The organism is Cupriavidus sp. 05L411 (assembly GCF_056398045.1).
Genome location: NZ_JBFTOQ010000013.1, coordinates 21935 through 47793, shown reverse-complemented (window position 1 = coordinate 47793; position 25859 = coordinate 21935). Strand labels below are relative to the sequence as shown.

General features: G+C 66.1%; 20 protein-coding genes. 11 read left to right on the top strand and 9 right to left on the bottom strand.

The genetic code is table 11. The annotated features are described in order from the left end of the window. Nucleotides 1–22 precede the first annotated feature (22 nt). The 4 genes from AC1DQR_RS17335 to AC1DQR_RS17320 all read left to right on the top strand — a co-directional run bounded on the left by AC1DQR_RS17335 (nt 23) and on the right by AC1DQR_RS17320 (nt 4179). Nucleotides 23–274 (top strand): hypothetical protein, encoded by a 252-nt coding sequence (locus tag AC1DQR_RS17335; protein ID WP_477133430.1) that lies wholly within the window; start codon nt 23–25, stop codon nt 272–274. Nucleotides 275–526: 252 nt separating this feature from the next. Beyond that, nucleotides 527–1375, top strand: coding sequence for a presqualene diphosphate synthase HpnD (hpnD, locus tag AC1DQR_RS17330; RefSeq protein WP_477133429.1), 849 nt, complete (start codon nt 527–529; stop codon nt 1373–1375). A gap of 93 nt (nt 1376–1468) precedes the next feature. Then, on the top strand, nt 1469–3469 hold the full coding sequence (shc, locus tag AC1DQR_RS17325) for a squalene--hopene cyclase (RefSeq protein ID WP_477133428.1): 2001 nt from the start codon (nt 1469–1471) through the stop codon (nt 3467–3469). After that, entirely contained in the window at nt 3466–4179 is a 714-nt protein-coding gene (locus tag AC1DQR_RS17320) for a phosphorylase (RefSeq protein WP_416053066.1), read from the top strand. The genes shc and AC1DQR_RS17320 overlap by 4 nt, the downstream gene beginning before the upstream one ends. 57 nt (nt 4180–4236) lie before the next feature. On the opposite strand, the gene AC1DQR_RS17315 is transcribed toward AC1DQR_RS17320, so the two are convergent. Then, the gene (locus AC1DQR_RS17315) at nt 4237–5073 is read right to left on the bottom strand and encodes an MlaA family lipoprotein (RefSeq protein ID WP_416053065.1); all 837 of its coding nucleotides are present in this window, start codon (nt 5071–5073) and stop codon (nt 4237–4239) included. Nucleotides 5074–5093: 20 nt separating this feature from the next. Further along, nucleotides 5094–7763, bottom strand: coding sequence for a hopanoid transporter HpnN (hpnN, locus tag AC1DQR_RS17310; protein WP_477133427.1), 2670 nt, complete (start codon nt 7761–7763; stop codon nt 5094–5096). Between the two features lie 281 nt (nt 7764–8044). Between hpnN and AC1DQR_RS17305 the strand changes: the two genes are divergently transcribed. Beyond that, nucleotides 8045–8692, top strand: a complete 648-nt coding sequence (locus AC1DQR_RS17305) for an MlaC/ttg2D family ABC transporter substrate-binding protein (RefSeq protein WP_477133426.1) — start codon at nt 8045–8047, stop codon at nt 8690–8692. 107 nt (nt 8693–8799) lie between these two features. Here the strand turns inward: AC1DQR_RS17305 and hpnH are convergent, their stop codons facing one another. Then, complete coding sequence (gene hpnH / locus AC1DQR_RS17300; RefSeq protein ID WP_183031845.1) at nt 8800–9966, bottom strand: adenosyl-hopene transferase HpnH; 1167 nt, start codon at nt 9964–9966, stop codon at nt 8800–8802. 33 nt (nt 9967–9999) lie between these two features. Next, nucleotides 10000–11001, bottom strand: coding sequence for a 4-hydroxy-3-methylbut-2-enyl diphosphate reductase (gene ispH, locus AC1DQR_RS17295; RefSeq protein ID WP_416053062.1), 1002 nt, complete (start codon nt 10999–11001; stop codon nt 10000–10002). Between the two features lie 157 nt (nt 11002–11158). On the opposite strand from ispH, the gene hpnA reads away from it, so the two are divergent. Further along, entirely contained in the window at nt 11159–12160 is a 1002-nt protein-coding gene (gene hpnA, locus AC1DQR_RS17290) for a hopanoid-associated sugar epimerase (RefSeq protein WP_416053061.1), read from the top strand. Nucleotides 12161–12183: 23 nt separating this feature from the next. Here hpnA and AC1DQR_RS17285 read toward each other — a convergent pair whose 3' ends face one another. The 5 genes from AC1DQR_RS17285 to AC1DQR_RS17265 all read right to left on the bottom strand — a co-directional run bounded on the left by AC1DQR_RS17285 (nt 12184) and on the right by AC1DQR_RS17265 (nt 17913). Then, nucleotides 12184–13323, bottom strand: a complete 1140-nt coding sequence (locus AC1DQR_RS17285; protein ID WP_477133425.1) for a glycosyltransferase — start codon at nt 13321–13323, stop codon at nt 12184–12186. Between the two features lie 57 nt (nt 13324–13380). Further along, entirely contained in the window at nt 13381–14349 is a 969-nt protein-coding gene (locus AC1DQR_RS17280; protein ID WP_477133424.1) for a ferritin-like domain-containing protein, read from the bottom strand. Between the two features lie 122 nt (nt 14350–14471). Further along, nucleotides 14472–15851, bottom strand: a complete 1380-nt coding sequence (locus tag AC1DQR_RS17275) for an amino acid permease (RefSeq protein ID WP_477133423.1) — start codon at nt 15849–15851, stop codon at nt 14472–14474. Between the two features lie 327 nt (nt 15852–16178). Then, nucleotides 16179–16994 carry a helix-turn-helix transcriptional regulator gene (locus AC1DQR_RS17270; RefSeq protein WP_477133422.1) on the bottom strand — a complete coding sequence of 272 codons (816 nt, stop codon included), beginning with the start codon at nt 16992–16994 and terminating at the stop codon, nt 16179–16181. Then, a complete protein-coding gene (locus tag AC1DQR_RS17265; RefSeq protein ID WP_477133421.1) occupies nt 16978–17913 on the bottom strand; it encodes a DMT family transporter in 936 nt (311 codons plus the stop codon). Before AC1DQR_RS17265 ends, AC1DQR_RS17270 begins: the two co-directional genes overlap by 17 nt. Before the next feature lie 218 nt (nt 17914–18131). On the opposite strand from AC1DQR_RS17265, the gene surE reads away from it, so the two are divergent. The 5 genes from surE to AC1DQR_RS17240 all read left to right on the top strand — a co-directional run bounded on the left by surE (nt 18132) and on the right by AC1DQR_RS17240 (nt 25854). After that, entirely contained in the window at nt 18132–18902 is a 771-nt protein-coding gene (gene surE, locus AC1DQR_RS17260) for a 5'/3'-nucleotidase SurE (RefSeq protein WP_477133420.1), read from the top strand. A gap of 240 nt (nt 18903–19142) precedes the next feature. Next, nucleotides 19143–20639 (top strand): DUF3375 domain-containing protein, encoded by a 1497-nt coding sequence (locus AC1DQR_RS17255; protein ID WP_416053056.1) that lies wholly within the window; start codon nt 19143–19145, stop codon nt 20637–20639. A 1-nt stretch (nt 20640) separates the two neighbouring features. Continuing rightward, nucleotides 20641–21396 (top strand): DUF4194 domain-containing protein, encoded by a 756-nt coding sequence (locus AC1DQR_RS17250; RefSeq protein WP_416053055.1) that lies wholly within the window; start codon nt 20641–20643, stop codon nt 21394–21396. Then, a complete protein-coding gene (locus AC1DQR_RS17245; protein ID WP_416053054.1) occupies nt 21393–24716 on the top strand; it encodes an ATP-binding protein in 3324 nt (1107 codons plus the stop codon). The genes AC1DQR_RS17250 and AC1DQR_RS17245 overlap by 4 nt, the downstream gene beginning before the upstream one ends. After that, the gene (locus tag AC1DQR_RS17240; protein WP_416053053.1) at nt 24700–25854 is read left to right on the top strand and encodes a Wadjet anti-phage system protein JetD domain-containing protein; all 1155 of its coding nucleotides are present in this window, start codon (nt 24700–24702) and stop codon (nt 25852–25854) included. The genes AC1DQR_RS17245 and AC1DQR_RS17240 overlap by 17 nt, the downstream gene beginning before the upstream one ends. The last annotated feature ends 5 nt before the right edge of the window (nt 25855–25859 follow it).

Genomic DNA, 25859 nt, shown 5'->3' with positions numbered 1-25859 from the left:
CATCCCTTCGAGGAAGGCCGCCATGAACAAGCTAAGGTCCAGCCGTCTGCTCGATCGCATCTCGCCGTCCGTGCTGGCCGACCTGCGCCGCATGCGTGCCGCCGCCGAGGCCGAGCGTGCGCTGGCCGCGCAGGCTGCGGCAAGTGGCGCGGGTGCCATGGAATGCGATAACAACCCGCTAAACGATGCTAACTACATCGAAGTAGCGCGCTACGATCCAAGGCGCGGCAGGTTCGTGATGGAGCGCCGCCGCGCCAGCCAGCGCGTTAAATAGGCGCTCGCCAGCCGATCTGTGCGCGATGCCGCACGCACCAGGCCAGCGCAAGGCCCGGTGGCGCTGGCGGTGGCCTGCACGGCACACCCCCTCCAACCCCCTTCTTCGGCTGGCGGCTGAGCCCATGGCCGGAGTTGGTATAATCGCCCACTACCCCAAACATGCCGCCTGGCGCTGCGTGCCGGGCTGTGGCGACAAGCCAGGCCCAGGCAGCAAAGCAGCACGGCGGTCCAACGCGTGACGAGGAGTTACGTGGCCGGAACAGAAATCGCAGTGCAAACCGTCCCGCAAGCGGGCCATGCCGTATCGTCCGGCAGCTCATTCCATACCGCCCTCAAGATCCTGCCCGCCGCGCAACGCGAGGCGATGTTCGAGATCTATGGCTTTTGCCGTGCGGTGGACGATATTGCCGATGGCGATGGCCCGCGCGCCACGCGCCTTGCCGGACTCGACGCCTGGCGCGCCGATCTTGCCGCCTGCTATGCCGGCACGCCGCCAGCGGCATTGCGTGGGCTGGCTGCCCAGATTCAGCGCTTCGGTTTGCAGCAAGAGGATTTCCTCGCCGTGATCGATGGCATGGCCATGGACGTGCACGCGGATATCCGCGCGCCGGACAATGCTACGCTGGATCTCTATTGCGACCGCGTGGCCAGTGCGGTGGGGCGCCTTGCCGTGCGCGTGTTCGGCATGGAGCGTGATGCTGGCGTAGCGCTGGCGCATCATCTCGGCCGTGCATTGCAACTGACCAATATCCTGCGCGATATCGACGAAGACGCGGAACTGGGCCGTGTGTACCTGCCGGCCGAAGCGCTGCTGGGCGCGGGCGTGCCGATCGGCACGCCGCATGCCATCGTGGGGCATCCCGCCGTTGGCCGCGCGTGCCTGGAAGTTGCGCAGCAGGCGCAGGCGTACTACGACCAGGCATTCGCCATCATGAACGCGGCGCCGCGCCGCACGGTCCGATCGCCGCGCATCATGGGCGAGGTTTACCACGTGATCCTGCAGCGTCTGCTGGCTCGCGGCTGGGCCAACCCGCGGGCGCGGGTGCGCGTGCCGCGCGCGCGATTGCTATGGATTTTGCTGCGGCATGGCCTCGTGTGAGGTGAATCCGCCGATTGACTGCCGCCCATGGCCGCTCACGGCCGCGTGCGGCATTGCCGTAATTGCGTTGTTGAAAAGAGGACATCGAAACCGATGAGCCAAGTTGCACTATCCCCCAATTCGAATGAGCCCGCGCAAGATGAGCTGGAGGGCACGCTTGACCGCGCGCTTGACGCTTTGCTGGCGACCCAGCGGCCGGATGGCCACTGGGTGTTCGAGCTGGAGGCCGACGCCACGATTCCGGCGGAATATGTACTGCTGGTGCACTACCTGGGCGAGACCCCGGATACCGTGCTGGAAGCCCGTATCGCGCGCTACCTGCGCCGCATCCAGAATGCCGATGGCGGCTGGCCGCTGTTCCATCAGGGCCGCTCGGACATCAGCGCCAGCGTGAAGGCATATTTCGCGCTCAAGATGATTGGCGACGACACCGAGTCGGAGCCTATGCGCCGTGCCCGCGCCGCCATCCATGGGATGGGCGGTGCCGAGGCCAGCAATGTCTTCACCCGCACGCTGCTCGCGCTGTACGGCGTGATGCCGTGGCAGGCGGTGCCGATGATGCCGGTGGAGATCATGCTGCTGCCGCTGTGGTTCCCGTTCCACCTGTCCAAGGTCGCGTACTGGGCCCGCACGGTGATCGTGCCGCTGCTGGTGCTCAACAGCCTGCGTCCCCAGGCCAGGAACCCGCGTGGCGTGGGCATCGACGAATTGTTCATCCGTCCGTGCCAGGCGGCCAGGCTGGCCCCGCGCGCGCCGCACCAGAAGCGCGTGTGGTTCGGCTTGTTCCGCGTGCTGGACGCCGGTTTGCGCGTGGCGGAGCCGTTGTTCCCCCGCAGCCTGCGCGCGCGCGCCATCGCTCGCGCCGAGAAATTCGTGCGCGAGCGCCTGAACGGCGAGGATGGCCTGGGTGCGATCTTTCCGGCCATGGCGAATGCCGTGATGATGTTCGACGTGCTTGGCGTGCCGCGCACCGATCCCGATGTGGCGGTGGCCCGCGCCTCCATCGAGAAGCTGCTGGTGGTGCACGGCGACGAGGCCTATTGCCAGCCGTGCCTGTCGCCGGTGTGGGACACCTCGCTGGCCAGCCATGCCTTGCTGGAAGTGGGCGGCCCGCGAGCCGAGGCGGCCGTTGAGCGCGGCTTGCAATGGCTGCGCCCGCTGCAGGTGCTGGACGTGCGCGGCGACTGGATCGTGCGGCGCCCCGACGTGCGTCCCGGCGGCTGGGCTTTCCAGTACGCCAACCCGCATTACCCGGACGTGGACGACACCGCCGTGGTGGCGATGGCCATGGACCGCGCGGCGCGCACCGGTGCAGCCGCACCGGCCGTGGCACCGGCCAGCCATCTTTCACGCTACGAAGAGGCTGTCAGCCGTGCGCGCGAGTGGGTGGCCGGCATGCAGAGCGGCAACGGCGGCTGGGGCGCGTTCGAGCCCGAGAACACGCATGAGTACCTGAACAACATCCCGTTCGCGGATCACGGCGCCTTGCTCGATCCGCCCACCGCCGACGTGTCGGCGCGCTGCCTGTCGATGCTCGCGCAGCTGGGCGAGACCGCGGCCAGCTGCGAAGCCTTCCGGCGCGCCCAGCGTTACCTGCTCGACGAGCAGATGGCCGACGGCAGCTGGTATGGCCGCTGGGGCACGAACTACGTCTACGGCACGTGGAGCGCGCTGTGCGCGCTCAATGCCGCCGGCATGGCGCCCGAAGCGCCGGAAATGCGCCGCGCCGCCGACTGGCTGATCTCGATCCAGAACGCCGACGGCGGCTGGGGCGAGGACGGCAGCAGCTACCGCCTCGACTACCAGGGCTACGAGACCGCGCCGAGCGTGCCGTCGCAAACCGCCTGGGCGGTGCTGGGCCTGATGGCCGCGGGCCAGGTCGATCATCCGGCCGTGGCGCGTGGTGTGGACTACCTCATGCGCATGCAGCAGGCCGACGGCCTGTGGAGCGAGGCGCGTTTCACCGCGGTGGGCTTCCCGCGCGTGTTCTACCTGCGCTACCACGGCTACGCGCGCTTCTTCCCGCTGTGGGCGCTGGCACGCTACCGCAACCTGCGCCGCGACGGCACGCGGGCGGTGGCGTGGGGGATGTGACCGCGCCAAGCTTGCCGCAACGCCATGCCGGTCCCACGCTGGTGGTGACTGGCATGCGCTTCGAGGCTGGCATCGCCGCCGGCCCCGGCGTTGAAACCCTGCACGGCTTGCGCGCCGAAGCCTTGGCGCAAGGCCTGCGGCAACGCCTGGCGCGTCCCTGCGCCGGCGTGATCAGCTTTGGCGTGGCCGGCGGGCTGGATCCCGCGCTGTTGCCAGGCCGGGTGATCGTCGCCTCTGCCATCCATGATGGGAATCGATTGCGGCCCGTTGACGCCAGTTGGTCGCGCTCGCTTTCGCTTGCCTTGCCCGAGGCCATTTCCGGCGTGCTTGCCGGCGCTGACCAGGCTGTGGCCTCGGTGGCGGCCAAGACGGCATTGCATGCGGCCACCGGTGCGCTGGCGGTCGACATGGAATCGCATATCGCGGCGCGTGTCGCCGAGGAATTCGGGCTGCCGTTCGCTGCCTGCCGGGTGGTGATCGATCCCGCGCAGCGGGAAGTGCCGCCCGCCGCGGTGGCCGGCATGGGTCCCGATGGCAGCACCGACATCTGGGCATTGCTCAAGGCGCTGCTGGCGGGGCCAGGACAGGTGCCGGACCTGATCCGGCTGGGCAGGGATGCGAGGCTGGCCAGGCTTGCGCTGCTGGCCGCCAAGGGCAGGGTGGGGAAGGGGTTTGGCTTAAGCCCTGGGTTAAGGCCCGAGCCAGCCTGAGGCCTGTCTGAAGCCTGCCTGGCGCTGCATGCAGCGCCAGGCAGGGTCAAGTCAGGCTCAGGGCTTCTTCGCTTCGCCTTCCGGCGTTTTGTCTACCGTGCCAGCAGGCGCGGGGGTGGCTGCGGGCGCTCCGGGTGCGCCAGGCGCAGGCGCCGCGCTTTCAGCCGGTGCGTCGGTATCCTCATAATCCGGCAGTTTCCCTCCACCGCCCTGGATCAGGTATTGCCTGCGCTGGCGGTATGCATCGCGCACAAAGCTGTACTTATCCAGCGCCGCCAGCGACAGCAGATCGGTCGCGCCAAGCGCATTGGTCCGTGCGTCCAGGAAGCCCAGGCCCCACAGGCCCCACTTCACGTTTTCATCGTTTACCCACGTGGTTGGGGACAGCTGGAAGTTCACATACAGCCCAACGCCGTCGCGGATCGAGCTGGGGCCGAACAGCGGCAGGACCAGGTACGGGCCGGCAGGCACGCCCCACACGCCGAGCGTCAGCCCGAAGTCCTGGGAGTGCTTGCTGATGCCGGCGGGCGTGGCGATATCGATCAGGCCGCCAATGCCCAGCACGGAGTTCACCGCCACCCGCATGAAGCTCTCCGCCGCATCCACGCCCTTGCCTTGCAGCAGGTTGTTGACCGTATTGCCGACGTCGGCGAGGTTCGAATAGAAATTGGTGACCGCGGTGCGCACCGGTTGCGGCGTGACGGCGCGGTAGCCCTTGGCCAGCGGCGTCGCCACGTACTCGTCGGCCTTGTCGTTGACCTTGAAGACAACGCGGTTGAGCGGCTCCAGGGGGTCGTCGGGGCTGGCTTGCGGGCCGCTGGCGCAGGCTGTGACCAGCAGCGAGAACGAGAGCGCCGGCAGGAGGCGAGAGAGGCGAGAGTCGGGGTGATTCATTGTTCTATGGAGACGAGACATCAATGGGCCGGACCAGTGGGGGGGGCCGACCGCTCGCGCGGCCGCCCCATCAGGATCGGCTGAAAGAATACGGCACCGACCAGCGTGCATCCTAACGCGAGTGCCAGTAACTTGCCCATGCTGGCCGTGCCCGGATGTTGGGACAGCCACAGGCTGCCGAAGGCGGCGGCGGTGGTGGCGGCGCTGAACAGCACGGCGTGCGTCAGCGGGGATTGCAGCAGTTGGGTCTTGCCCTCGCGCCACGCGATCACATAGTAGATCTTGAAGGCCACGCCGATGCCGAACAGCAGCGGCAGCGCGATCACGTTGGCGAAATTGAGCGGAATGCCGAACACCACGCACAGCTCCAGCGTCACCAGCGCGGACACTAGCAGCGGCACCAGCGTGCGCAGCACATCGCCCACGCGGCGCAGCGTGATCCACAGCAGCAGCGTGATCGACAGCACGGCCCACACGCCGGCCTGGGCAAAGGCCGTCATGATGGTGTCGGCGGAGCCGCGGATCGAGATCGGGCCACCAACCGCGGTGGGCTCGACGCGCTGGACGGCGTCGATAAAGCGCGTGAGCGCGGCGTCGCGCGCATCGCTGTCGCTGGTGCTGGAGGCGTCTCCCGGCTTGGCCGCGACGGGAAGCTTGGGGCTCACGCTGACGAGCGCCTGGCCATCCGGGGCAACCCAGTCGCGCACCAGCGCCGGTGGCAGGGTTTCGCGGGCGATCGGCTGTGGCGCTAGCGCGCGCTGCAGGCGCGCCAGTGCCAGGCGCAGCGGCTGGGCGATGGCTTGCTCGGCGCGCTCGCGGCTGGCCGCGTCCGCAGCGGCCAGCTTTCGCAGCGAGGCCGCCAGGCGCGCCGCCTCGGCGGCGCCCGGGCCGGGGTGCTCGTCCGCGGCCAGCGCGAGCTGGCGTGCCGCGTTCTTGAGCGAATTGACTAGCCTGGCATCGTTGGCAGGGGTGGCGGTTGCCTGCGTGAGCACCGGCATCAGGCTGGCCGAGGCGGCGGCGATCAAGGCGAGCCGCGCCGGCTGGTCGTCGGGGATGAAGGTCTGCAGCGTGACGGTGCGCGAGACTTCCGGCAGCGCTGCCAGGCGGGCGGCGGCGGTCTGCGCGGCGGCCAGCGAGGGCGCCAGCACACTGACGTTGTCGGTGCCGGCCTGGGGCGCATCCTTGAGCGAGAGCAAGGTGGCCATCGACTCGGAATGCGGATCCTTGAGGTGCAGCGGATCGAAGTCGAAACGCAGGTGCATCAGCAGCGGCGAGCCCGCCAGAATCAGGGCGCCGGTTGCCAGCAGCACGGCCTTGCGATTGCGCTCGAAGAAATCGTCGGCGGGCGCCAGCCATTTGAAGCCAGGCACTTCGACCCTTCCCGCTTCGTCCTTCGGGCGGAACACCGTGATCAGGGCGGGCAACAGCGTGATGGTGGTGAGAAAAGCCACCAGCATGCCCACGCCGGCGATCTGGCCCAGCTCGGCCACGCCACGGTAGTTGGTGGGCAGGAAGCAGAAGAAGGCCGCCGCGGTGGAGGCTGCGGCCAGTGCCAGCGGCACGCCGACTGCCCGTGCCGTGCTGGCCAGCGCGTCCGGGATGTCGGTATGCACATGGCGCTCGGCGCGGTAGCGCACGCCAAACTGGATGCCGAAATCCACGCCCAGGCCGACAAACAGCACGGCAAAGGCCACGGAGATCATGTTAAGCGCGCCCACCATGGCCAGCCCGAAGGCAGCGGTGATGGCCAGCCCGACCGCCAGGCTGGCTAGCACGGCCAGGATCAAGCGCTTGGAGCGCAACGCCAGCCACAAGATCAGGATCACCACCAGCACCGTCAGCGCGCCATTGAAGGCCGCGCCTTCCTTGACCGAGGCAAACTCGTCGTCGGCCAGCGCCTGCGAGCCGGTCAGGCGTACCTGGGCGCCGTAGCGCTGCGCCAGGCCCAGCTTGGTGGCCGTGGCGCGGATGGCATCGGCGGCATCCGCGCCGGCCTGCAGGCCAGCGTAGTCAAGCACGGGGCTGAGCGCGACGAACGCCGTGGCGGGGCGGCCCGGGGCCGGCTCCTGGCTCGAATCCACCAGCCCGGTCCAGGACAAGGCGCCCGGCTTGCCAGCCAGCACCCGGTCGACCGTATCCGCGCTCTTGCCGAGCAGCTTGGCCATGTCGCCCAGCTTGACCTGCCCCAGTTGCAGCGGCAGCGACAGCGTGGTCGACAGCGTATCGGAAAGGCCGCGCAGGGTAGGGTCGTGCGCCAGCGCGTTCAGCAGCGGCCGCGCCTGGGTCAGTTGCGACGTAACGTCGCGCAGCTTGGCGGTATCGACAAAGAGCAGGCCGTTGCGCTCGAAGAACTCGCCGCCACCGGGCTGGCTGACGGCGCGAAAGAGCTTGCCTTGCTTGGCGAGCGCGCCGGCCAGCTCATTGGCGGCGGCGTCCGCCAGCTCGGGGGCCGGCGCCTGCACCACCGCCAGGATCATCTGGTCGCGCTGGGGAAACGCGGCGCTTACGGCGGCATCGCGGCGCGCCCAGGGCTGGTCCGACTCGAGCAGGCGGCTGATATCGGTATTGATGGCGAAATGGCCGGCCACATAGACGCCGCTGACGATGGTCAGCAGCAACGCCAGCGCGATGACGGGCCACGCGCGGCGGGTGGAAAACTGGACAATGCGGATGACCAACGACGTCAACATGGGCGATATAGGAAGCAGTAACGGTGTGGTGCGCAACGACGCGCGTAGTCAAAGGCGCAAAGCAGGGCGCAAAGTGGCAGCCGCGAGTATAACGGGACGGCGCGGTGCGGCGCTGCGCGGAGCGCGCGCGCCGGTACGCTATACTGCCCCGGCACGTGCGCGCGGACCGGGCTGCAGCCTTGCAGCGGCGCAGCGCGGCGCGTTTCCTGTTTGATTTTCCTGGCAAGTCCGCCGGGCGTTGCCGGCGGCGAACCGACTGGCATTTTCAGGTCCAAATTCGCATGAAGAAACACGGTATTGCTTTGCAGGCCCTCGTTCCCCTCGTTCCGCTTGCCGCAGTGGCCATGGTTTGCCCCGCGCAAGCGCAAACGGCCGACAGGTCCTCGCCGGACCGACTGGTACGCGCAGCGGTCGAGGGCGTGATCAGCACCATCCAGTCCAGCCCCGACACCCGCAACGGCGATCTCGCCAAGATCACCGCGGTCGTGCAGCGCCAGTTCCTGCCGTACACCGATTTTGAGCGCACCACCCGGCTGGCGGTCGGCAGCGCCTGGCGCAATGCCACGCCCGAGCAGCAAAAGCAGCTCTACGAGCAGTTCCAGACCTTGCTGGTGCGCAGCTACGCGGTGTCGCTGTCGCAACTGCGCGAGCAGAACGTGAAGTTCAGCTACAAGCCGACGCTGGCCGCCAGCGGCGCCACGGATGTCGTGGTGGAGACGCGCGTGCTGAACAACGGCGATGAAATGCAGATCGATTACCGCCTGCAACGCAGCGGCAACGGCTGGAAGATCTACGACATCAACATGATGGGCGCCTGGCTGATCGAGGTGTACCGCCGCCAGTTCGCCGACATCGTCGCGCGCAACGGCATCGATGGCCTGCTCAAGTACCTGGCCAACCACAACGCACGCCAGTCCGCCGACGCCTGAGCGCCTGGCCTGGGCCAGCGCATCAGCGACAGCGTCAGACACAAAAGGCTCGCTCCCGGGTACGCGCGGTACCCGGGAGCGAGCCTTTTTGCCAGCCAGCCTTCGGTTTAGTGCGCGGCGGCCTTGCGTGCCGCGGCGTCGTTGGCTGCCTTGGAAGGCTTCGAGCGGCCGATCTCTTCGAGCTTGATCTCGACGTGCTTCGAGAACACGTACTCGGCCGGGCGCTGCTTGGTCAGGTCGATATCCGGTGCCATCGGGCCCGACGTACGTACGCCGCGCAGGCTCACGCCCAACGCCTTGAGCGGGTGGGCGATGGTGTCCGCCACCGCGGTGGCCTCGAAGCCGCTATGGACCATGCAGTCAGCGCACTTCTCGTAGTTGCCCACACCATAGGCGTCCCAGTCGGTGCCTTCCATCAACTCCTTGAAGGTGTCGACGTAGCCTTCACCGAGCAGGTAGCACGGACGCTGCCAGCCGAACACGGTGCGCGCCGGATTGCCCCAGGGCGTGCACTTGTAGGTCTGGTTGCCGGCCAGGAAGTCCAGGAACAGCGTGGACTGGCTGAACGCCCAGTTCTTGCCGGCGCGGCCACGCGACAGGATGTCGCGGAACAGCTGGCGGGTCTTGCCGCGGTTCAGAAAGTGCTGCTGGTCGGGCGCGCGTTCGTAGGCGTAGCCCGGCGAGACGGTGATGCCGTCCACGCCCATGGCCTTCACGGAGTCGAAGAAGCGGGCGACTTTTTCCGGCTCGGCATCGTTGAACAGCGTGCAGTTGATGTTGACGCGGAAGCCGCGCTTCTTGGCCGCGGCGATGGCTTCGACGCAACGGTCGTACACGCCTTCCTGGCTCACCGAGCGGTCATGCATCTCGCGGTCGCCGTCCAGGTGCACCGACCAGACGAAGTACGGGCTCGGCTCGTACTGGTCCAGTTTCTTTTCCATCAGCAGCGCATTGGTGCACAGGTACACAAACTTGCGGCGCGCAATGATGCCCTTGACGATGGTGGGCATGTCCTTGTGCAGCAGCGGCTCGCCACCGGCAATGGACACGACCGGTGCGCCGCATTCGTCGACCGCGCCCAGGCACTGCTCGATGGACAGGCGCTGGTTCAGGATGGGATCCGGATAGTCGATCTTGCCGCAGCCGTTACAGGCCAGGTTGCAGCGGAACAGCGGCTCGAGCATCAGCGCGAGCGGATAGCGCTTGTTGCCCGAGAGGTGCTGCTTGACGACATAGGCGCCCACGCGGGCAACCTGCAAAAAGGGAATGGCCAAAATGTACTTCCTTGTTATAGGGGCGCCCGGGCGTTAGCCAGCGGCGGTTTGCGGGTCTGGCTGCGGCGCGGCTTCGGCGGTGGCCGTGCCGGCTGCCTGCCTGCGTGGCGACGAATCGGCCAGCTCGGCCGGCAAGCGGAATTCGGCGTGTTCCTCGCGGCCATCCATGACCGACAGGTCCACCGGCCCGAGCTGGCGCAACGTGGCGATCACGTCATTGACCATTTCCTCGGGGGCGGAGGCGCCGGCCGTGATCCCAACGACTTCGACGCCGCGCACCCACTCGGGGTTCAGTTCGCTGCCATCGGCAATCAAATAGCTGGGCACACCGCTCTCCGTGCCGATTTCACGCAGGCGGTTGGAGTTGGAACTATTGGTGGCGCCGATCACAAGGATCACTTCCACCTGCTTGGAGAGCTCGCGCACGGCGCTTTGACGGTTTTGCGTTGCGTAGCAGATGTCACGCGTATCCGGCCCGACCAGATTGGCAAAACGCCGGCTCAGGGCGGCAATTATATTACGTGTGTCGTCCACGCTGAGCGTAGTCTGGGTCACGTAGGCAACCGGGGTGTCCGCGGGCAGGTCGAGCAGTGCGACTTCCGCTTCACTCTGCACCAGGATCACCTTGCCAGGAATTTGCCCCATCGTGCCCTCGACCTCCGGATGGCCGGCATGGCCGATCAGGATCACGGTGCGGCCACTGGCGGCGTACTGGCGCCCCTGGGTGTGGACTTTGATCACCAGCGGGCAGGTCGCGTCGATCGAGTGCAACTGGCGGGCCTTCGCATCGCTCTCGACATCCTTGGAGACACCATGCGCGCTGAAGATGGTGACGGCGCCGGTCGGCACTTCGTCCAGTTCTTCCACAAATTGCGCGCCCTTGCGTCTCAACCCTTCGACCACGTGCTTGTTGTGCACGATTTCGTGTCGCACAAACACCGGGGCTCCGTGTTTGACGAGGGCACGGTCTACAATCTCGATCGCGCGCACCACACCAGCACAAAAACCGCGGGGTTGAGCAAGAATCACCTGCATAAAGATAGGCCCCCCGACCCAGTCAACGGGTTCAGCATAAGTTGATATTCCGGAATCACTTTCCCGTCATACGGTGGTTACTATATACCGGTGCCGCAACCTTTGCCTGGCACCTGGCTACGGCCAGCAACACTTTGAGGTTTTTTCGGTGGGTGATATGAGTTCAGGGGACTACGTCCTGGTAACGGGCGCATCCGGCTTTCTCGGCTCGGCAGTGGCGCGGCAGGCACTGGCGCGCGGTTTTCGCGTGCGGGTGATGGTACGCGCCGGCAGCCCGCGCCGCAACCTGGAGGGCCTGCCCGTGGAGATCGCCGAGGGCGACATGCGCGACGCGCGCGCCATGGAAAGCGCGCTCCGAGGGGTGCGCTATCTCTTCCACGTGGCGGCGGACTACCGCCTGTGGGCGCCGGATCCCGAGGAAATCGTGCGCACCAATGTGGCTGGCACCGAGACGGTGATGGGGGCGGCACAAGCTTGCGGGGTCGAGCGCATCGTCTACACCAGCAGCGTGGCCACCTTGCGCGTCGCGGGCGCCACCGCGCCGGTGACGGAAGAGGCCGCCATGGCCGGCCATGAGGCGATTGGCGCCTACAAGCGCAGCAAGGTGCTGGCCGAACGCGTGGTGGAGCGCATGGTGGCCCGCGACGGGCTTCCTGCCGTGATCGTCAACCCCTCCACGCCGATCGGCCCCCGTGACGTGCGGCCCACGCCCACCGGGCGCATCATCGTAGAGGCCGCCACCGGCAAGATTCCCGCCTTCGTCGATACCGGCCTCAACCTGGTGCATGTGGACGACGTGGCCGAAGGCCATATGCTGGCGCTGGCGCGCGGCGTGACCGGCGAACGCTATATCCTCGGCGGGCAGGACGTGGGCCTGCAACAGATGCTGGCCGATATTGCCGCCATGACGGGGCGGCGTGCCCCCACCATGCGCTTGCCGCGCTGGCCGCTTTACCCGCTTGCCTACGCGGCGGAGGCGGTGGCGCGCATGACCGGCAAGGAGCCTTTCCTGACGGCGGACGGCCTGTCGATGTCGAAGTACCGGATGTTCTTCAGCTCGGAGAAGGCCCGCCTGGCGCTAGGCTACCAGGCGCGGCCATATCAACAAGGGCTGAGCGAAGCGCTCGACTGGTTCCGTAGCGCTGGCTACCTGGGGTAAGCGCCGACGGTCAGCGCCGACGGTCAGCCCCGTTGGGGCGCCTGCGCGCGTCCCTTCCACTGGCCGCCTTTGCGCAGCCAGTAGCGGCGCGCGGAGTCGACCGTGGCGCCGAGGTAGAACAACGCCGTCACCGGCAGCAGGGGGGCCAGCCAGAGCGGCTGGCGGTATTCACGCAGCATGGGCACGTAGGCCAGCGCCATGGCCAGCCAGGCGGCCCATGCCGGCCACAGCCGCAGGCCGCCGCCGAGCGCCAGCAAGGGAGGCGCCAGGTAGGTGAGGACCATGCCGGCCACGGCGCCGGCCAGCAGCAGCGGCGAGTAATGCAATTGGGTGTAGGCGCTGCGGGCAATCATGTCCCACAGGCTGCGCCAGTCATCGTAGGGGCGCACGGAAATGCTGTCGTCGGCCAGGTCAAGGCGGATCGAGCCGCCTTGCTTGATGCAGGCAGCCAGGCTGCAGTCATCGATCAGTTCGCCCCGGATCGCGGCAAATCCGCCAATGCGGGCCAGCGCGGTACGGCGCGCCAGCATGCAGCCGCCAGCGGCCGCCGCCACGCCGCTGCGCGGATTGTTTACCCGTGCAAACGGGTAGAGCTTGGCAAAGAAGAACACAAAGGCCGGGACGATCAGGCGCTCCCACCACGATGCGCAGCGCAGCCGCACCATCAACGACACCAGGTCCCGCTGCTCATGCGCGGCACGCGCCACCAACCGGGCCAGCACGCCATTGCCGTGATGGATGTCGGCGTCCGTCAGCCATACCCAGCCGGCTCCGGGCGCTGCCTTGTCGGCGGCGGCGAGGCCCTCGGACTGCGCCCAGACCTTGCCGCTCCAGCCGGCCGGCAGGTCGCGCGCCGTGATCACGGTCAGCGCATCCGCCTTGCCCAGCGCTGCCGCGGCGCTGCGCGCGAGGTCGGCGGTGCCGTCGGTGCTATGGTCATCCACCACCACCAGCCGCAGCGCTGCGGGATAGTCCTGGCCCAGCACGCTAGCCACGGCGCCGCCAATCACGTCCGCCTCGTTGCGAGCCGGGATGATGGCGACCACCTCGGGCCATTGCGCGGGCGCGGGCGCGGGGCCGGGCTTGCGCACTCGCCAGAAGCCGGCACGGCCGGCAAGCAGCACGCACCAGATGGCGAGCGAGATCAGGGACAACACAAACATCTCAAAAAACTCCAGGACGGGATGGGTAGGGCAGCGACGGCATCAGCGCATCACGCATCAGTGCAACAGGCGCCGGGCAAGCCGGGCAAGCTTGGGTACGGTTTCAGGGCGCAGCAGGCGCGGATCGTAGCCGGCCATGCGGCGATCGTTCTCGGCCAGGCAAAGCTCGATCATCGCCCGCGGCGACAGGGCTTCGGCTAGCGAGGACGTGCTGTTCATGGGGAAATTGGCGTCCTTGGCCACGCCGTCGGCATCGATGCCGCGCGCAATGCCAACACGCTCCCAGATCAGGAAGGCCCACACCCGCATCACCTTGAGCGTGTAAAGCGGGCGCCGCCACCAGGGCAGGTTGCGGCGATACCATGCCGCCCAGTTGACGAAGAACAGGATGTGGCGGCCTTCCTCCTGGATGACCGGCTCGAACGTTTCCACCAGTTCCGCGGGGAAAAAGCCCGAGCGCTTGGCCGCGGCAAACAGGCCAAAGGCAAAAAAACTATCGATGCACTCGCTGTAGCCGGTGACCAGCCAGCCCCACTCCAAGTCATCTGGCGGGCGGTACTCAGGCTCGGGGGCCAGGGCGATGCCGTAGGCTTCCACCAGTTTCGATAGCACCACCTTGTGGCGTGCCTCCTCGCCGCCATCCATTTCCAGCGCGCTGCGCAGCAGGGGGGTGGTCACGGTATCGGCGAAGGCCTGTACCCGCACGGAGGCACGGCCTTCGGTCTGTACCGCGATATCCCATATCGGCAGCGAGGTCACCCGGTGCAAGGCATCCGGGTCAAGCCTGGGCCAATCGATGACGGCGGGTTTGTAGGGGTTGTGGGTTTGCAGCAGCATATTGCAGAACATGCGCAAATGCTGCGGCGAGCCAATGCGGACCGGCCCTGGCTCGGGGTCGGTCCAGTTGCGCATGGCATGGTCGGCCTGGTCGATCTCGGCCTTGGCGAGGGCAGCGACCACGGCAGCGGCCTTGGCCTCGGTGCTCGCCTCGCTGGTCCTGCTGGGTGTGGCAAGCGCGTCTGACATCCTGCTCCCCTGGCGGTTGATGGTCCGGGGGTAATTCTAGCGTGGCCGGCGCGCTTGCGCGTGCCGCACCCGCATCACGGCACGCGCAAGGTACTGCATGGAAAGGCAACGCTGGAGGGGACTTAGCCCTGGTACTGGACCGCCGAGCGGGACTGCATGCCCAGTTTGTAGTACAGCACCGTCAGCAGGATCAGCCAGGCCGGGCCCACATACAGCGCGATGCGCGTATCCGGGAAGTACGCCATCAGCGCCACCACCAGCCCCAGGAAGGCTAGCGCAATCCACGAGCCATAAGGCCAGAACGGCATGCGGAAGGCCAGCTTGCCGCGCTCGGCCGGGGACAGGCCGCGGCGGAAGTTCATCTGCGTGACCAGGATCACGGCCCAGGTCCAGACCGCGCCGAAGGTGGAGATCGATGTCACCCACACGAACACCTTCTCGGGCACCAGGTAGTTCAACAGCACACCGCACAGCAGCGCCGCGATCGAAACCAGCAAAGCGCGCCGGGGCACGCCGTTGCGATCGACCACGGCAAAGGCGCGCGGTGCCTGGCCTTGCTGGGCCAGGTTATAGAGCATGCGGCCGGTGCTGAAGATGCCGCCGTTGCACGACGACAGCGCGGCGGTCAGCACCACGAAGTTGATGATGCCGGCGGCGGTCTTGATGCCCAGGCGCTCAAACGTCATGACGAAGGGGCTGCCCTGGGTGCCGATCTCGCTCCAGGGATAGATGGCGAGGATCACGAACAGTGCGCCCACGTAGAAGATCAGGATGCGCCAGAACACCGAGTTGATGGCGCCGGGGATCGATTTCTGCGGGTTCTTGGCCTCACCGGCGGTCAGGCCGATCATCTCCACGCCGAGGTAGGCGAACATCACCATCTGCAGCGACATCAGCACGCCGGAGGCGCCGTTGGGCATGAAGCCGCCGTGCTGCCACAGGTTGGAGATGCCGACCGCCACGCCGCCGTTGCCGAAGCCGGCCACGATCATGCCGGTGCCGCCCACCAGCATGAGCACGATGGTGACGACCTTGATCATGGCGAACCAGAACTCGAATTCGCCGTAGGCCTTGACCGTCATCAGGTTGATCGAGCCCATTGCCGCCAGCGCTGCAAGCGCCCAGATCCAGCGGGGCACGTCGGGGAACCAGATGCCCATGTAGATGGCTACGGCGGTGATTTCGGCGATGCAGGTCACCAGCCACAGGAACCAGTAGTTCCAGCCGGTCAGGTAGCCGGCGAGCGGCCCCATGTAGTCCTGCGCGTAGCGGCAGAAGGAGCCTGCCACCGGGTTGTGCACGGCCATCTCGCCCAGTGCCCGCATGATCAGGAAGATCATGGCGCCACCAATGATGTAGGCCAGCATGATGGCCGGGCCTGCCATCTTGATGGCGGTGGCCGAGCCCAGGAACAGGCCCACGCCGATGGCCGAGCCCAGTGCCATCAGCCGGATCTGGCGCTCACCCAGGCCGCGGTGCAACGCTTCTGCGTTTTCTTTCATCTTTTTGTCTCCGATCGGTAATTGTCCGGAAGCCGCCCCTTTTGGGGGCGGCCCGGTGCTCTTCCTGCTTCCGTGGCCACGCTGCGCAGATGATGCGCAACGGGGCAGGTGCCGCATGTTTTCAGGGATTGCCGGATGGGCGCGTCTTACTGAAAATCTGGCGATCAGCGCAATTGTTTGCCCTTAAATACAAGGTCAGGAAATCAAGCAGGCAGTCAGGTGCCGCACCATTGAACGGAAGTGGCGTGCAGGTTAAAGACAATCGATCAGCATTTGTTTGCGAAATATCGCTATTTGGCAGGAATAATGACTGCCCGATTCCAGCAGCTAGCGCGATGCCGGCAAGGCGATATTCGCCACCCCGAGGCCCGCACGCCATGCCCCTGGCGGCATGCCGAAGCGCTGGGTGAAGCTGCGCGTAAAGGTGGTCTGGTCTGGAAAGCCTAGGGCCAGCGAGATTTCCGCCAGCGGCTGGGCCCGGTCCGCCAGCAGGCGCGCGGCCTGGTCCAGCCGCAGGCGTGTCTGGTAGCGATGCGGCGTATCGCCAAAGGCGTCGCAGAACAGGGTATGGAAGCGCCGCACGCTCCAGCCGAACTGCGCCGCGAGCTGCTCGGCCCGCAGCGGCGCGTCCAGGTGCTGGCGCAGGTAGGCGTCGATTCGCGCTAGCGGAAAATGCGTGGGCTGGGCTTGGCCGCCCACGCCCAACGCCTGCGCCAGGTCGGCGGCAAGGGTAGCGGCCAGTTGCCAGTGATGTTGCCGGGAGCTGGTTGCCTGAGGCAGCGTAGCCAGGCGCCGCACGCGTTCGCTCCAGCCGTCCGTGATGGCAAACGCCTTGGGCCGGTCCATCAGCGCGGCCGGCAACGCGAGCGAGCCCGGCGGAATGTCCAGCACCAACTGCCGGTTGTCGTCCAGCCCGAGGAAGTCGTGACGCTCCCCGGCGGGCACGATCAGCCCGCCGCAGGGATGGAGCCGGTGCAGGTGGCCGCCGATTTCCAGCTCGCAGGCACCGTCCAGTCCGAACAGGACCTGATGGTAGTCATGGCGATGCCACTCCCGCTCTGGCTGATAGACGCGGGTCTCCACCAGCGGCGCCGGCCGGCCCGCCTGGGCTAGCAGCACAGCATCTTCATCGTGCGGCGGCATGGCGGGTTTTGCGAGGGATCCCGGCGCCCTGGGCGGCCTGGCATAGCCAGACCCCAATGCCGGCAACGAGCAGGCCAAGTAACTGCAGGACCCCGAGCTTGTCGCCAAACAGCAGCCAGGCCTGCAGCGCCGCCAGCGGCGGCGCCAGGAACATCAGCGACGCGGCGGTGGCAGCCTGCCCGCGCCTGACGATGCGCACCAGCAGATAGGTGCCCAGGCCCGACAGCACCAGCGTGGCCCAGGCCAGTGCGGACCAAAGCGCCATGCCCGGCTGCCAGATCGACTCGCCCAGCAGCCATGCCAGCGCGCCGGCCACCAGGGCACCGCCCACGTTCTGCCAGGCCATGCTGGCGCGCAGGTCGGCCGCGGCAATCGAGGTTTTCTGCAGAATCGTGCCCATGGTGATGGAGAGGATGGAGATGACCGCCACCAGTACCACCCACGGCGAAACGGGGCTGGGTGCGCTGGCCAGGGTGGCGGGTGCCACCACCAATACTACGCCCAGGGAGCCCAGTGCAAGCCCGCCCCAGCCCTGCCGGGACGGAAACTCCCCCAGCAACGGGATTGCCAGCAGCGCGGTCAGCAGCGGTTGCAATGCACCGAGCAAGGCCATGGCCGACGGCGCAAGGCCATGCGCAATGGCCCAGTAACCGCCACCCAGGTAGCTGCCGTGCAGGAGCGCGCCCGCCAGCAAGTGCCGCGGCACTTCGCGCGGCGCCGGCCAGCGCGCTGCGCCGGCCACGGCCACGGCCGCGAACAACACGGCCGCCAGGGAGAAGCGGGCCAGCAGGAACAAGCTGGGCTGGGCCACCGGCACGATGGCCCGGCCAACGATGAATCCGGTCGACCAGATCAGGACAAAAGCCAGGCTGGACAACCAGGCGGCCGAGGCGGGGACGCTGAAGCGGGATGAGGGCATGGTGTTTCAGCGCGCCGGCGGCGCGCGGGGGCGGCAATGATCGACAATGGGCTGCAGGCTAGCCGCCCGATGCCGTCCTGTCTTGGCAAATCCGGCAACGCGTGGCCGAACCGTCACGGCTTCGGTTTATAGTCTGGCGTTAGCCCCGGCTGCCATGCCGCACGCAGCGTGCCGCGCAAGGCAGCGCAGCATTCGTCAACCTACGGTCCTCTATCACCATGTCCGAACCCTTATTGGAACGCGTACTCCTCACCAACGATGACGGCATCGACGCCCCCGGGCTGGCCGTGCTCGAAGCCGTGGCGGCAACGCTGGCGCGCGAGGTCTGGGTGGTCGCGCCCGAGCATGACCAGAGCGGCACCTCGCACTCACTGAGCCTGCACGCGCCGCTGCGCATCAGCCAGCAGGGCGAGCGCCGCTTTGGCGTGAGCGGCACCCCGGGCGACTGCGTCGTCATGGCCGCCCGGCATCTGATGGCCGACACCCCGCCGAGCCTGGTCCTGTCGGGCATCAACCGTGGCGCCAACCTCGGCCTCGAAACCGTGTTCTCCGGCACCGTGGGCGCCGCCATGACCGGCGTGCTGCTGGGCATCCCGGCCATTGCGCTGAGCCAGGCCTTCACCGATCGCAACGCGGTGCGCTGGGAAACGGCGCGCGCGCTGGCGCCCGGCGTGATCCGCCGCCTGCTTGCCGCCGGCTGGAACCAGCAGGCCTGCCTGAACATCAACTTCCCCGATGTGGAGCCCGGGTCCGCCGGCCCGCTCACCGTCACCCGCCAGGGCGTTGGCCTTGTCAAGGATCTTGCCGTGCGGGCCCATGTCGACCCGCGCGGCATCCCGTATCACTGGCTGCAGTTCTCGCGCGGCCCGCAGCCGGACACCGACGACAGCGAGGCGGTGGTGGTCGGCCGGGGCGCTATTTCGGTGACGCCGCTGCGCTTCGAGCGCACCGACGAGGACGCGGCCGCGGAGCTGGCGGGGCGTCTTTGAGGTAATGACCGGTGGTGCCGCCCGGGGGCGGCACCCCACCACACGGCGCCCGCGTCGCGCTCCGCTGCCTCGATGATCGGCCATGAGCTGGATCCTGCGATGGCATTTCTCTCCTGCACCCGTCTGATAGCATCTCTCTTCGAGGGAATCCGGCGTTTGCCCTCACGCCGGAAGATCGGACCATCACGGCATGGTTTTCCTTGATCGGACTCGACGAAAGCACTTCACACAGATAGCGCGATGGATCTCGATTGGAAGCAACGCACGCAGCAGTATGTCCAGGCCCGGCGCCAGCATCCGGCTTGGCAATTGCTTGCGGCGCGCAGTTCACCGCTGGTTCTAAGCTGTCTGCAGACCCTGTTTGAGAGAAGTCACGACGGGATCGTCTTCGAGGAGGCGCAGCAGGCCTTGGCGGCGCTGCTGGAGCAGCATGCCAATAGCGATGAATTCGGCGTCGAAGCCGACGACAGCGCGGCAGCAGCGCGCAAGGAGTTGCGCGCCTGGATCCGGCGCGCGCTGGTGATCGAGCGGGAGGGGCGTTTGTATGCTACGGATGCGCTGGAGGAAGCGCTGAGGTTCGTAGCCGGACTCGAAGGCCGGCTGATGACATCAACCGCATCGCGCTTGTCCATCGTGCAACGGGAGATCGAGAATCTGGAGTCAAGCCTCAATCCGGACCCGCGCAGCCGCGCCAGATACTTGCAGCGCAAGATCGCCGAACTTGAGAGCGAACTGGCCGCGGTCAACGCAGGTGAGGTCAAGGTGCTGAGCGATGCCGAGGCAGCCGAGGGCATTCGCGAAATATTCAACCTGGCCACCAGCTTGCGGGGGGACTTCCGGCGGGTGGAGGACTCCTATCGCGAGGCGGACCGGCGGCTGCGGCAATCGATTGTCAGCGAGCGCAACCACCGGGGCGAGGTTGTCGACAAGCTGCTGAATAGCCATGATGGCCTGCTGGAGACGCCGGAAGGCAAGGTGTTTCATGGTTTTCAGCAGCAGTTGGGGCGCTCGGCGGAACTGGATGCGATGAAGCATCGCTTGCGTTCGATCATCAGGCATCCAGCCACCCGTTTGGCCTTGAATTCGCAGCAGCAAGGTGAGTTGCGCTGGTTGATTATTCGCTTGGTGGACGAGTCGGCAGCGGTGATTCGCGCACGCGCCCGCAGTGAGCGTGATGTCAAGGGGTTCCTCAAGACGGGCCTGGCTGCCGAGCATCATCGGGTAGGAGAACTGGTCAATGACATTCTGCAGCAGGCCCTGGCGGTGGACTGGGGCAGCGCTGCGGTACGCCGCCAGGCCGGCCCTTTGCCGCCAGTCGCCATCGCGGTGTCGGGGCTGCCACTAGTGGAGCGGCTTCGCTTCAAGGCCAGCGAGGACGATGAGCAGCAGGGCCTCGAACTTGGCGCCCGCGGCATGGATCCCACGCTGATCGATGAGGATTTCTGGGATGCGTTCGATAGCCTTGATCGCCAGGCATTGATCGAGCGGACGCTGGCCGTGCTGGAAGAGAGCGGGGAGGCTATGGGCATTGCCGAGCTGGCGCGGCATTTGCCGCCGACCCATGATCTGGAGTCGATCGCGTTGTGGTTGGGCATGGCGAGGGAGGCTGACGCCCCGGTGCATCCGCAGCGTGAGAGCGTAGATGTGCTTGGCCGTGACGGAATTGCCCTGCGTTTCCAGGTGCCACAGGTGGAATTGGGCGCCGGACATCTGCGCGGCTTGGACATGGAGATATAGCATGGCGAGCATTTTTGATGACCTGACCGCGGCGGATGAGTCCGCCGCAACCGTGGATTCGTCTTCGCGAGACAGCGAAGAAGAGGTTCCGCTCCCATCCTCCGTGCAAGCCGGGGCAGAGGGTGGGCTTGCCATCACCCCGCGCCAGGTCAAGGATGCCTGCCAGGAGTTGCTCAAGCTCGGCCTGCTGGAGGCCGCGAGAAAGCCCAATCTCTATCGTATCGCTATCACCCATGCGGCCGATATCGATCGCCTCCTGGAGCCGCTGGATCTGGCATTGAAGATCGACGACGTGCGAGGGCTGGCCTTCCTGGTGGTGTCACAACCTTTGTTCGCGCAGGCGGAGGACGAGTGGTCGCATCCTCTGGTGCGCCGCCAGCGCCTGACGCTCGAGCAATCACTGCTGGTGGCCTTGTTGCGCCAGCACTATGTGGCGCATGAGCAGGAGGGCGGGATTGGGGCCGGAGATGCCCAAGTGGCGCTGGAAGACCTGCTGCCACAGGTGCAGCTCTACCTGGGCAACCTGGGCAGCGACGCGCGCGAACAGCAGCGTTTGCGCACCTTGCTGGAGAAGCTAAAGCCGCATGGCCTCGTTTCCGAGGTCGATCCACACGATCAGGTCTCCATCCGGCCCATCGTCGTCCATCTTGCCAATCCCGAGAACCTGCAAAGCCTGTTGCAGGCCCTTAGGCTCGCAGCGCAGCCTGCGGGTGGCGACGAAGGCGGTGCGTCGAGCGATCCGGAGGACGCTATATGAAGCCTCCCCAGACAGGGCATCCATCAATCGAGGAATTGCTGCCCTGCGCGGCCTATGTGCTGACGCATATCGACGTCTACAACTGGGGCCCGTTTGGGGGACGGCACCATGCCGAGATCGATATCGAGGGTACCGCCATCATCGGGCAAACCGGCAGCGGCAAGACAACGCTGGTCGATGCCCTGATGACATTGATCGCGGCCCAGCCGCGTTACAACCTGGCCTCGACCGGCGGGCATGAAAGCGATCGCGATCTGGTGTCCTATGTACGCGGCGTGTCCGGGGCGGGACGAGGTGGCGATACCGACCATATTGCCCGGCCGGGCAAGACCGTGTCGGCGATCGCCGCAAGCTTCGGCAATGGCAACGTGCGCTTGACCATTGCCGGCATCTTTACGTTGGAGGGGAGTAGTTCGGCGGCCGCTGACCTTGACAGGATCTGGTTGATTTCCCGGCAGGAGCAGCAAGGGCTGGACGAGTGGCTCGAAGCGCATCACGCCGGCGGCAAGCGCGCATTGAAGCAGCTTGGGCGCGAGCTTGCCGATCTGCAGGTATTCGAGAACAAGAAGGCTTACGTCGCGCAACTACGCCGCTTCTTCGAGGTGGGCGAGAACGCTTTCACCTTGCTGAATCGTGCCGCCGGCCTCAAGCAGTTGAATAGTATCGACGAATTGTTTCGCGAGTTGGTGCTCGATGACCGCTCAGCGTTCCAGCGCGCGGCCGAAGTAGCGTCCGAGTTCGACGACCTGGCGGCGATCCATCAGGAACTGGAGATTGCGCGCAGGCAGCGGGAGTCCCTGCTGCCGGTCGAGAAGGGGTGGCAGTCGCGTGGCGAGTACCGTCAACAACAAGATGTCCAGCTCGCCCTGGTTGCCATGCTGCCGGTCTGCTATGCGCTGCGCGCCCACCAGCTTTGGCATGGGCGCGCCGACGATTTAACGAGGCAGATCGGATTTTGCACGCAGCGTGTCGATGCGCTGTCCACGGAGATTGGTGAGCAAGAGGCGCAGGAGCAAGCTCTGCGTGACCGCTACCTGCAGACCGGGGGCAGCAACGTCGAATTGCTGGAGGAGCAAATAGAAAGGCAACGCAAGCACTGCGAGACGCTTCAACGCTATGCGCGGGACTATCAGCAACTGATGAAGTCTTTGGCGCTCGATGTCACCCTGACAGCCGAGGCTTTTGGAGAGGGGCAGCGGCAGGCTGGCCAGCAGAAAGTCCAATATGAAAAGTCGCTTGCAGGGCAGGAAGGCGAGGCTTTCGCGCTCGGGGTCAAGGTCGAGGCCAGCAAGGTGGTTGCCTCGGAAGTGAGGGAGTCCTTGCGGCAGGTCCAGGCACGACCCGGCTCCAACATTCCGGGGCCATATCAGCAATTCAGGAGCGAACTCGCCGCACATCTCGGTCAGCCTGAGGATGCCTTGCCGTTTGTCGCGGAGATGGTGGAAGTGCGCGCGAATCAAGCCCAATGGAGAGGTGCCATTGAGCGGGCCATTGGGGGGCATCGACTTCGTCTGATGGTGCTGCCACAAGCGATGAAAGCGGCGTTGTCGTGGGTAAATGGCCGCGATAACCGGCTGCACGTTCGCTTGCTGGAGGTGAAGGAGCCGGCGCCGGCCCCTGGCTCTTTTGAGGACGGTTTCACCCGGAAGCTGAATTTCAAGGACCACGCTTACGGGGAAGCGCTCAGGCAATTCCTGACTGAGATCGACCGTCATTGTGTTGCCTCACCCGAGATGCTGAAAAGTACCCCGCACGGCTTGACGGCGCAGGGCTTGATGTCAGGTAAGACTGGCTTTTTCGAGAAACAGGATAAGACGCCTCTGCATCAGGGGTGGATGACCGGATTCGATAACAAAGACAGCCTGGCGGAGCTGGAAGAACAGTTGCGTCAGGCCACGGCGGCGCTTAAGCGGCATGAGGAACTGTTCGAGTTGGGCAAGGCGGCAGTGGGTCAAAGCCGCGTACGCCTGGGCCTGCTTGAGCGCTTGCTGGGTCTGCAGTTCCAGGACATCGACCTACCCGCGGCGCAAGGCGAGCTCGCTGATTTGCGGCGGCGCCTGATTGATCTGACCGATCCGGAGTCGGATACTGCTAGGGCGCAGCAGCGATGGCAAGAGGCCAAGACGCTGCTGAGGCAAAGGTCTGAGGGGTGGCAAAAGGCTCGCATGGTCCAAGTCGCCTTGCAGAAAGACCTCGAGGTTGCGATAGCACAGCGGGAACGCGCCTACCGACGCAGCGGCGAGGGGTTGAGCGCTGCGCAGCTAGCGCTGGCACAGCAGCATTTCGACCTGTCCGGCGTGCAACAGGTCGATGCGCTGGAGGATCACGAGACCGGGGCGGAAGGGCGGTTGCGTGAGCAACTTCGACGGATTTCCGAATCGCTTGTTCGTTGCGAGAAGGATCTGATTCGCGCCATGGGACACGCGAAGCGTGAGGATACCGGCGCCCTGTCCGATGTCGGCACCGAACTGGAGGACGTGCCGCAATACCTGGCGCGCCTGAAGATACTGAACGAAGAGGCCCTGCCAGAGAAGCTGCAGCGCTTCCTGAACTATCTCAACCAGTCCTCCGACCAGGGCGTAACCCAGTTGCTCGGCAGTATCGAGAACGAGGTGGCGATCATCGAGGAACGCATCGAAGATCTTAACAACACCATGCGCCGGGTGGATTTCCAGCCCGGGCGGTATCTGCGGCTGGATCCGCGCCGTGTGGTTCATGAGAGCTTGAAAACGCTGCAGCAGGCGCAACGCGCGCTGCGCTCGGCGGCATTGCAGGATGATCAGGGCGAAAGCCACTTCCGGGCCCTGGCGCAGGTGGTGACGCTGTTGCGAGAAGCCAGCGAGCGCCGGACCACGGTTGGCGCGCGGGCGCTGCTGGATCCGCGCTATCGCCTGCAGTTCGCCGTGTCGGTGATCGAGCGCGGCACGGGCGCGGTCATGGAAACCCGCACCGGCTCGCAGGGCGGAAGCGGTGGCGAGAAGGAAATCATCGCCAGCTATATCCTGACAGCCTCGCTGAGCTATGCCCTGTGCCCGGATGGCGGGAGCAAGCCGCTATTCGGCACCATCGTGCTGGATGAGGCATTCTCGAAAAGCTCGCAGGCCGTGGCCGGGCGGATTATTTCGGCGCTGCGGGAGTTTGGCCTGCATCCGCTCTTCGTCACACCGAACAAGGAAATGCGTCTGCTGCGCGCACATACCCGCTCCGCGATCCTGATTCACCGCAGAGGGCAGCAGGCCACCATGACATCGCTGAGTTGGGAAGAGCTGGATGTGCTCGCTCGCTCTAGACAAAACAGCCAAGATGAAGTCACCGGATGAGTTGGCGGCGAAGCTCGCCAGGCATTGGCAATCCGCGGATGTGCGCGTGGCTCGATTGCTCCAGGCCGATAGCTGGCCGCTGAGTCTGTCGATAGGCAGGCCGAGCGCGAGGGCTTTTGCCGACGAGACCGGCCTGGTCAGGCGGCATGTGCAGCGCTGGCGTGAGATGCAAGTCGGAACGGTTGTCTGGCAGGATGTGGCCTACCGAGCCGGCAATGCGCCGGTTGAAGTACCACTGAGTTGGGAATTGCGCACGCCGTCGGAATGGGTCTTAGCCACTGGGGATGCAGCGATCCAGGCTGAGTATCGGGCGCTGGGCCAGCTGGTACAGGCAGTCGATCCGCGCTTCCATCCCTTGATTCTGCGCCAACGGCGCCTTGTGGTAGACCGCCCGGCAGGCGAAGTCGCCAAGGCGAGCGAGGTCGCCCTGGCCTTGACGCCTGGCTGTGCGGGGGGACGGCCGCTGCGGGCATTGACTGTCTGCAATATTGATAGCAAGTTCATCGAACGCAATCGCACCTTGTTGATCCAGATGCTCGATGTGCGCTTTGACGGACTGGCGAGCGAGCTCGGGCTGGAGTCCTTCCTGGGTGCAGCCGATGATAGCGATCATTGGCTCCTGTTGGTGCCGCTGGCGCCTGGACTGCTGCCGTTTTCGCAGCAGCGCGTGCGCGTCAGCGAGCTTGCTCTGTTGCCGGAGTCCGTCAGGCATATCCTGGTCGTGGAAAACGAGCGCTGCCTGCATCAATTGCCGGCGTTGGCCGATACCGTCGCCATCCTCGGTGCGGGTTTGAACCTAGGCTGGATGCGAGCCGAATGGCTGGCGCGCAAGCATGTTGCCTATTGGGGCGACATGGACACCTGGGGGCTGACGATGCTGGCCAGGGCACGGCAGGCCCTGGCTGATGTGACTGTCGTGCAGATGAATCGAGCCTGCTTCGATCAATACGCTGTGGGGTTGGCTGTGGCGGAGCCTGTGCCGGCCGGTGTCGAGCCGCCGGAGGGCCTCACAGTCGTTGAAAGGGACTTCTATCAGTATTTGCGCCGGCAGGAGCGCGGGCGCATTGAGCAGGAGTTCCTGCCGCCAGACCCGGTAGTCGCAGCGCTGATCGCGTGGCGCTGGGGCGCGCTGGATTGACCTAT

What these genes read in the sequence shown, in the direction of transcription:
- AC1DQR_RS17335 (WP_477133430.1), top strand. Translation starts at nt 23, where the DNA reads ATGAACAAGCTAAGGTCCAGCCGTCTGCTCGATCGCATCTCGCCGTCC.
- shc (WP_477133428.1), top strand. Translation starts at nt 1,469, where the DNA reads ATGAGCCAAGTTGCACTATCCCCCAATTCGAATGAGCCCGCGCAAGAT.
- AC1DQR_RS17315 (WP_416053065.1), bottom strand. Translation starts at nt 5,073, where the DNA reads ATGAATCACCCCGACTCTCGCCTCTCTCGCCTCCTGCCGGCGCTCTCG.
- hpnN (WP_477133427.1), bottom strand. Translation starts at nt 7,763, where the DNA reads ATGTTGACGTCGTTGGTCATCCGCATTGTCCAGTTTTCCACCCGCCGC.
- AC1DQR_RS17305 (WP_477133426.1), top strand. Translation starts at nt 8,045, where the DNA reads ATGAAGAAACACGGTATTGCTTTGCAGGCCCTCGTTCCCCTCGTTCCG.
- ispH (WP_416053062.1), bottom strand. Translation starts at nt 11,001, where the DNA reads ATGCAGGTGATTCTTGCTCAACCCCGCGGTTTTTGTGCTGGTGTGGTG.
- hpnA (WP_416053061.1), top strand. Translation starts at nt 11,159, where the DNA reads ATGAGTTCAGGGGACTACGTCCTGGTAACGGGCGCATCCGGCTTTCTC.
- AC1DQR_RS17285 (WP_477133425.1), bottom strand. Translation starts at nt 13,323, where the DNA reads ATGTTTGTGTTGTCCCTGATCTCGCTCGCCATCTGGTGCGTGCTGCTT.
- AC1DQR_RS17280 (WP_477133424.1), bottom strand. Translation starts at nt 14,349, where the DNA reads ATGTCAGACGCGCTTGCCACACCCAGCAGGACCAGCGAGGCGAGCACC.
- AC1DQR_RS17275 (WP_477133423.1), bottom strand. Translation starts at nt 15,851, where the DNA reads ATGAAAGAAAACGCAGAAGCGTTGCACCGCGGCCTGGGTGAGCGCCAG.
- AC1DQR_RS17270 (WP_477133422.1), bottom strand. Translation starts at nt 16,994, where the DNA reads ATGCCGCCGCACGATGAAGATGCTGTGCTGCTAGCCCAGGCGGGCCGG.
- AC1DQR_RS17265 (WP_477133421.1), bottom strand. Translation starts at nt 17,913, where the DNA reads ATGCCCTCATCCCGCTTCAGCGTCCCCGCCTCGGCCGCCTGGTTGTCC.
- surE (WP_477133420.1), top strand. Translation starts at nt 18,132, where the DNA reads ATGTCCGAACCCTTATTGGAACGCGTACTCCTCACCAACGATGACGGC.
- AC1DQR_RS17255 (WP_416053056.1), top strand. Translation starts at nt 19,143, where the DNA reads ATGGATCTCGATTGGAAGCAACGCACGCAGCAGTATGTCCAGGCCCGG.
- AC1DQR_RS17250 (WP_416053055.1), top strand. Translation starts at nt 20,641, where the DNA reads ATGGCGAGCATTTTTGATGACCTGACCGCGGCGGATGAGTCCGCCGCA.
- AC1DQR_RS17245 (WP_416053054.1), top strand. Translation starts at nt 21,393, where the DNA reads ATGAAGCCTCCCCAGACAGGGCATCCATCAATCGAGGAATTGCTGCCC.
- AC1DQR_RS17240 (WP_416053053.1), top strand. Translation starts at nt 24,700, where the DNA reads ATGAAGTCACCGGATGAGTTGGCGGCGAAGCTCGCCAGGCATTGGCAA.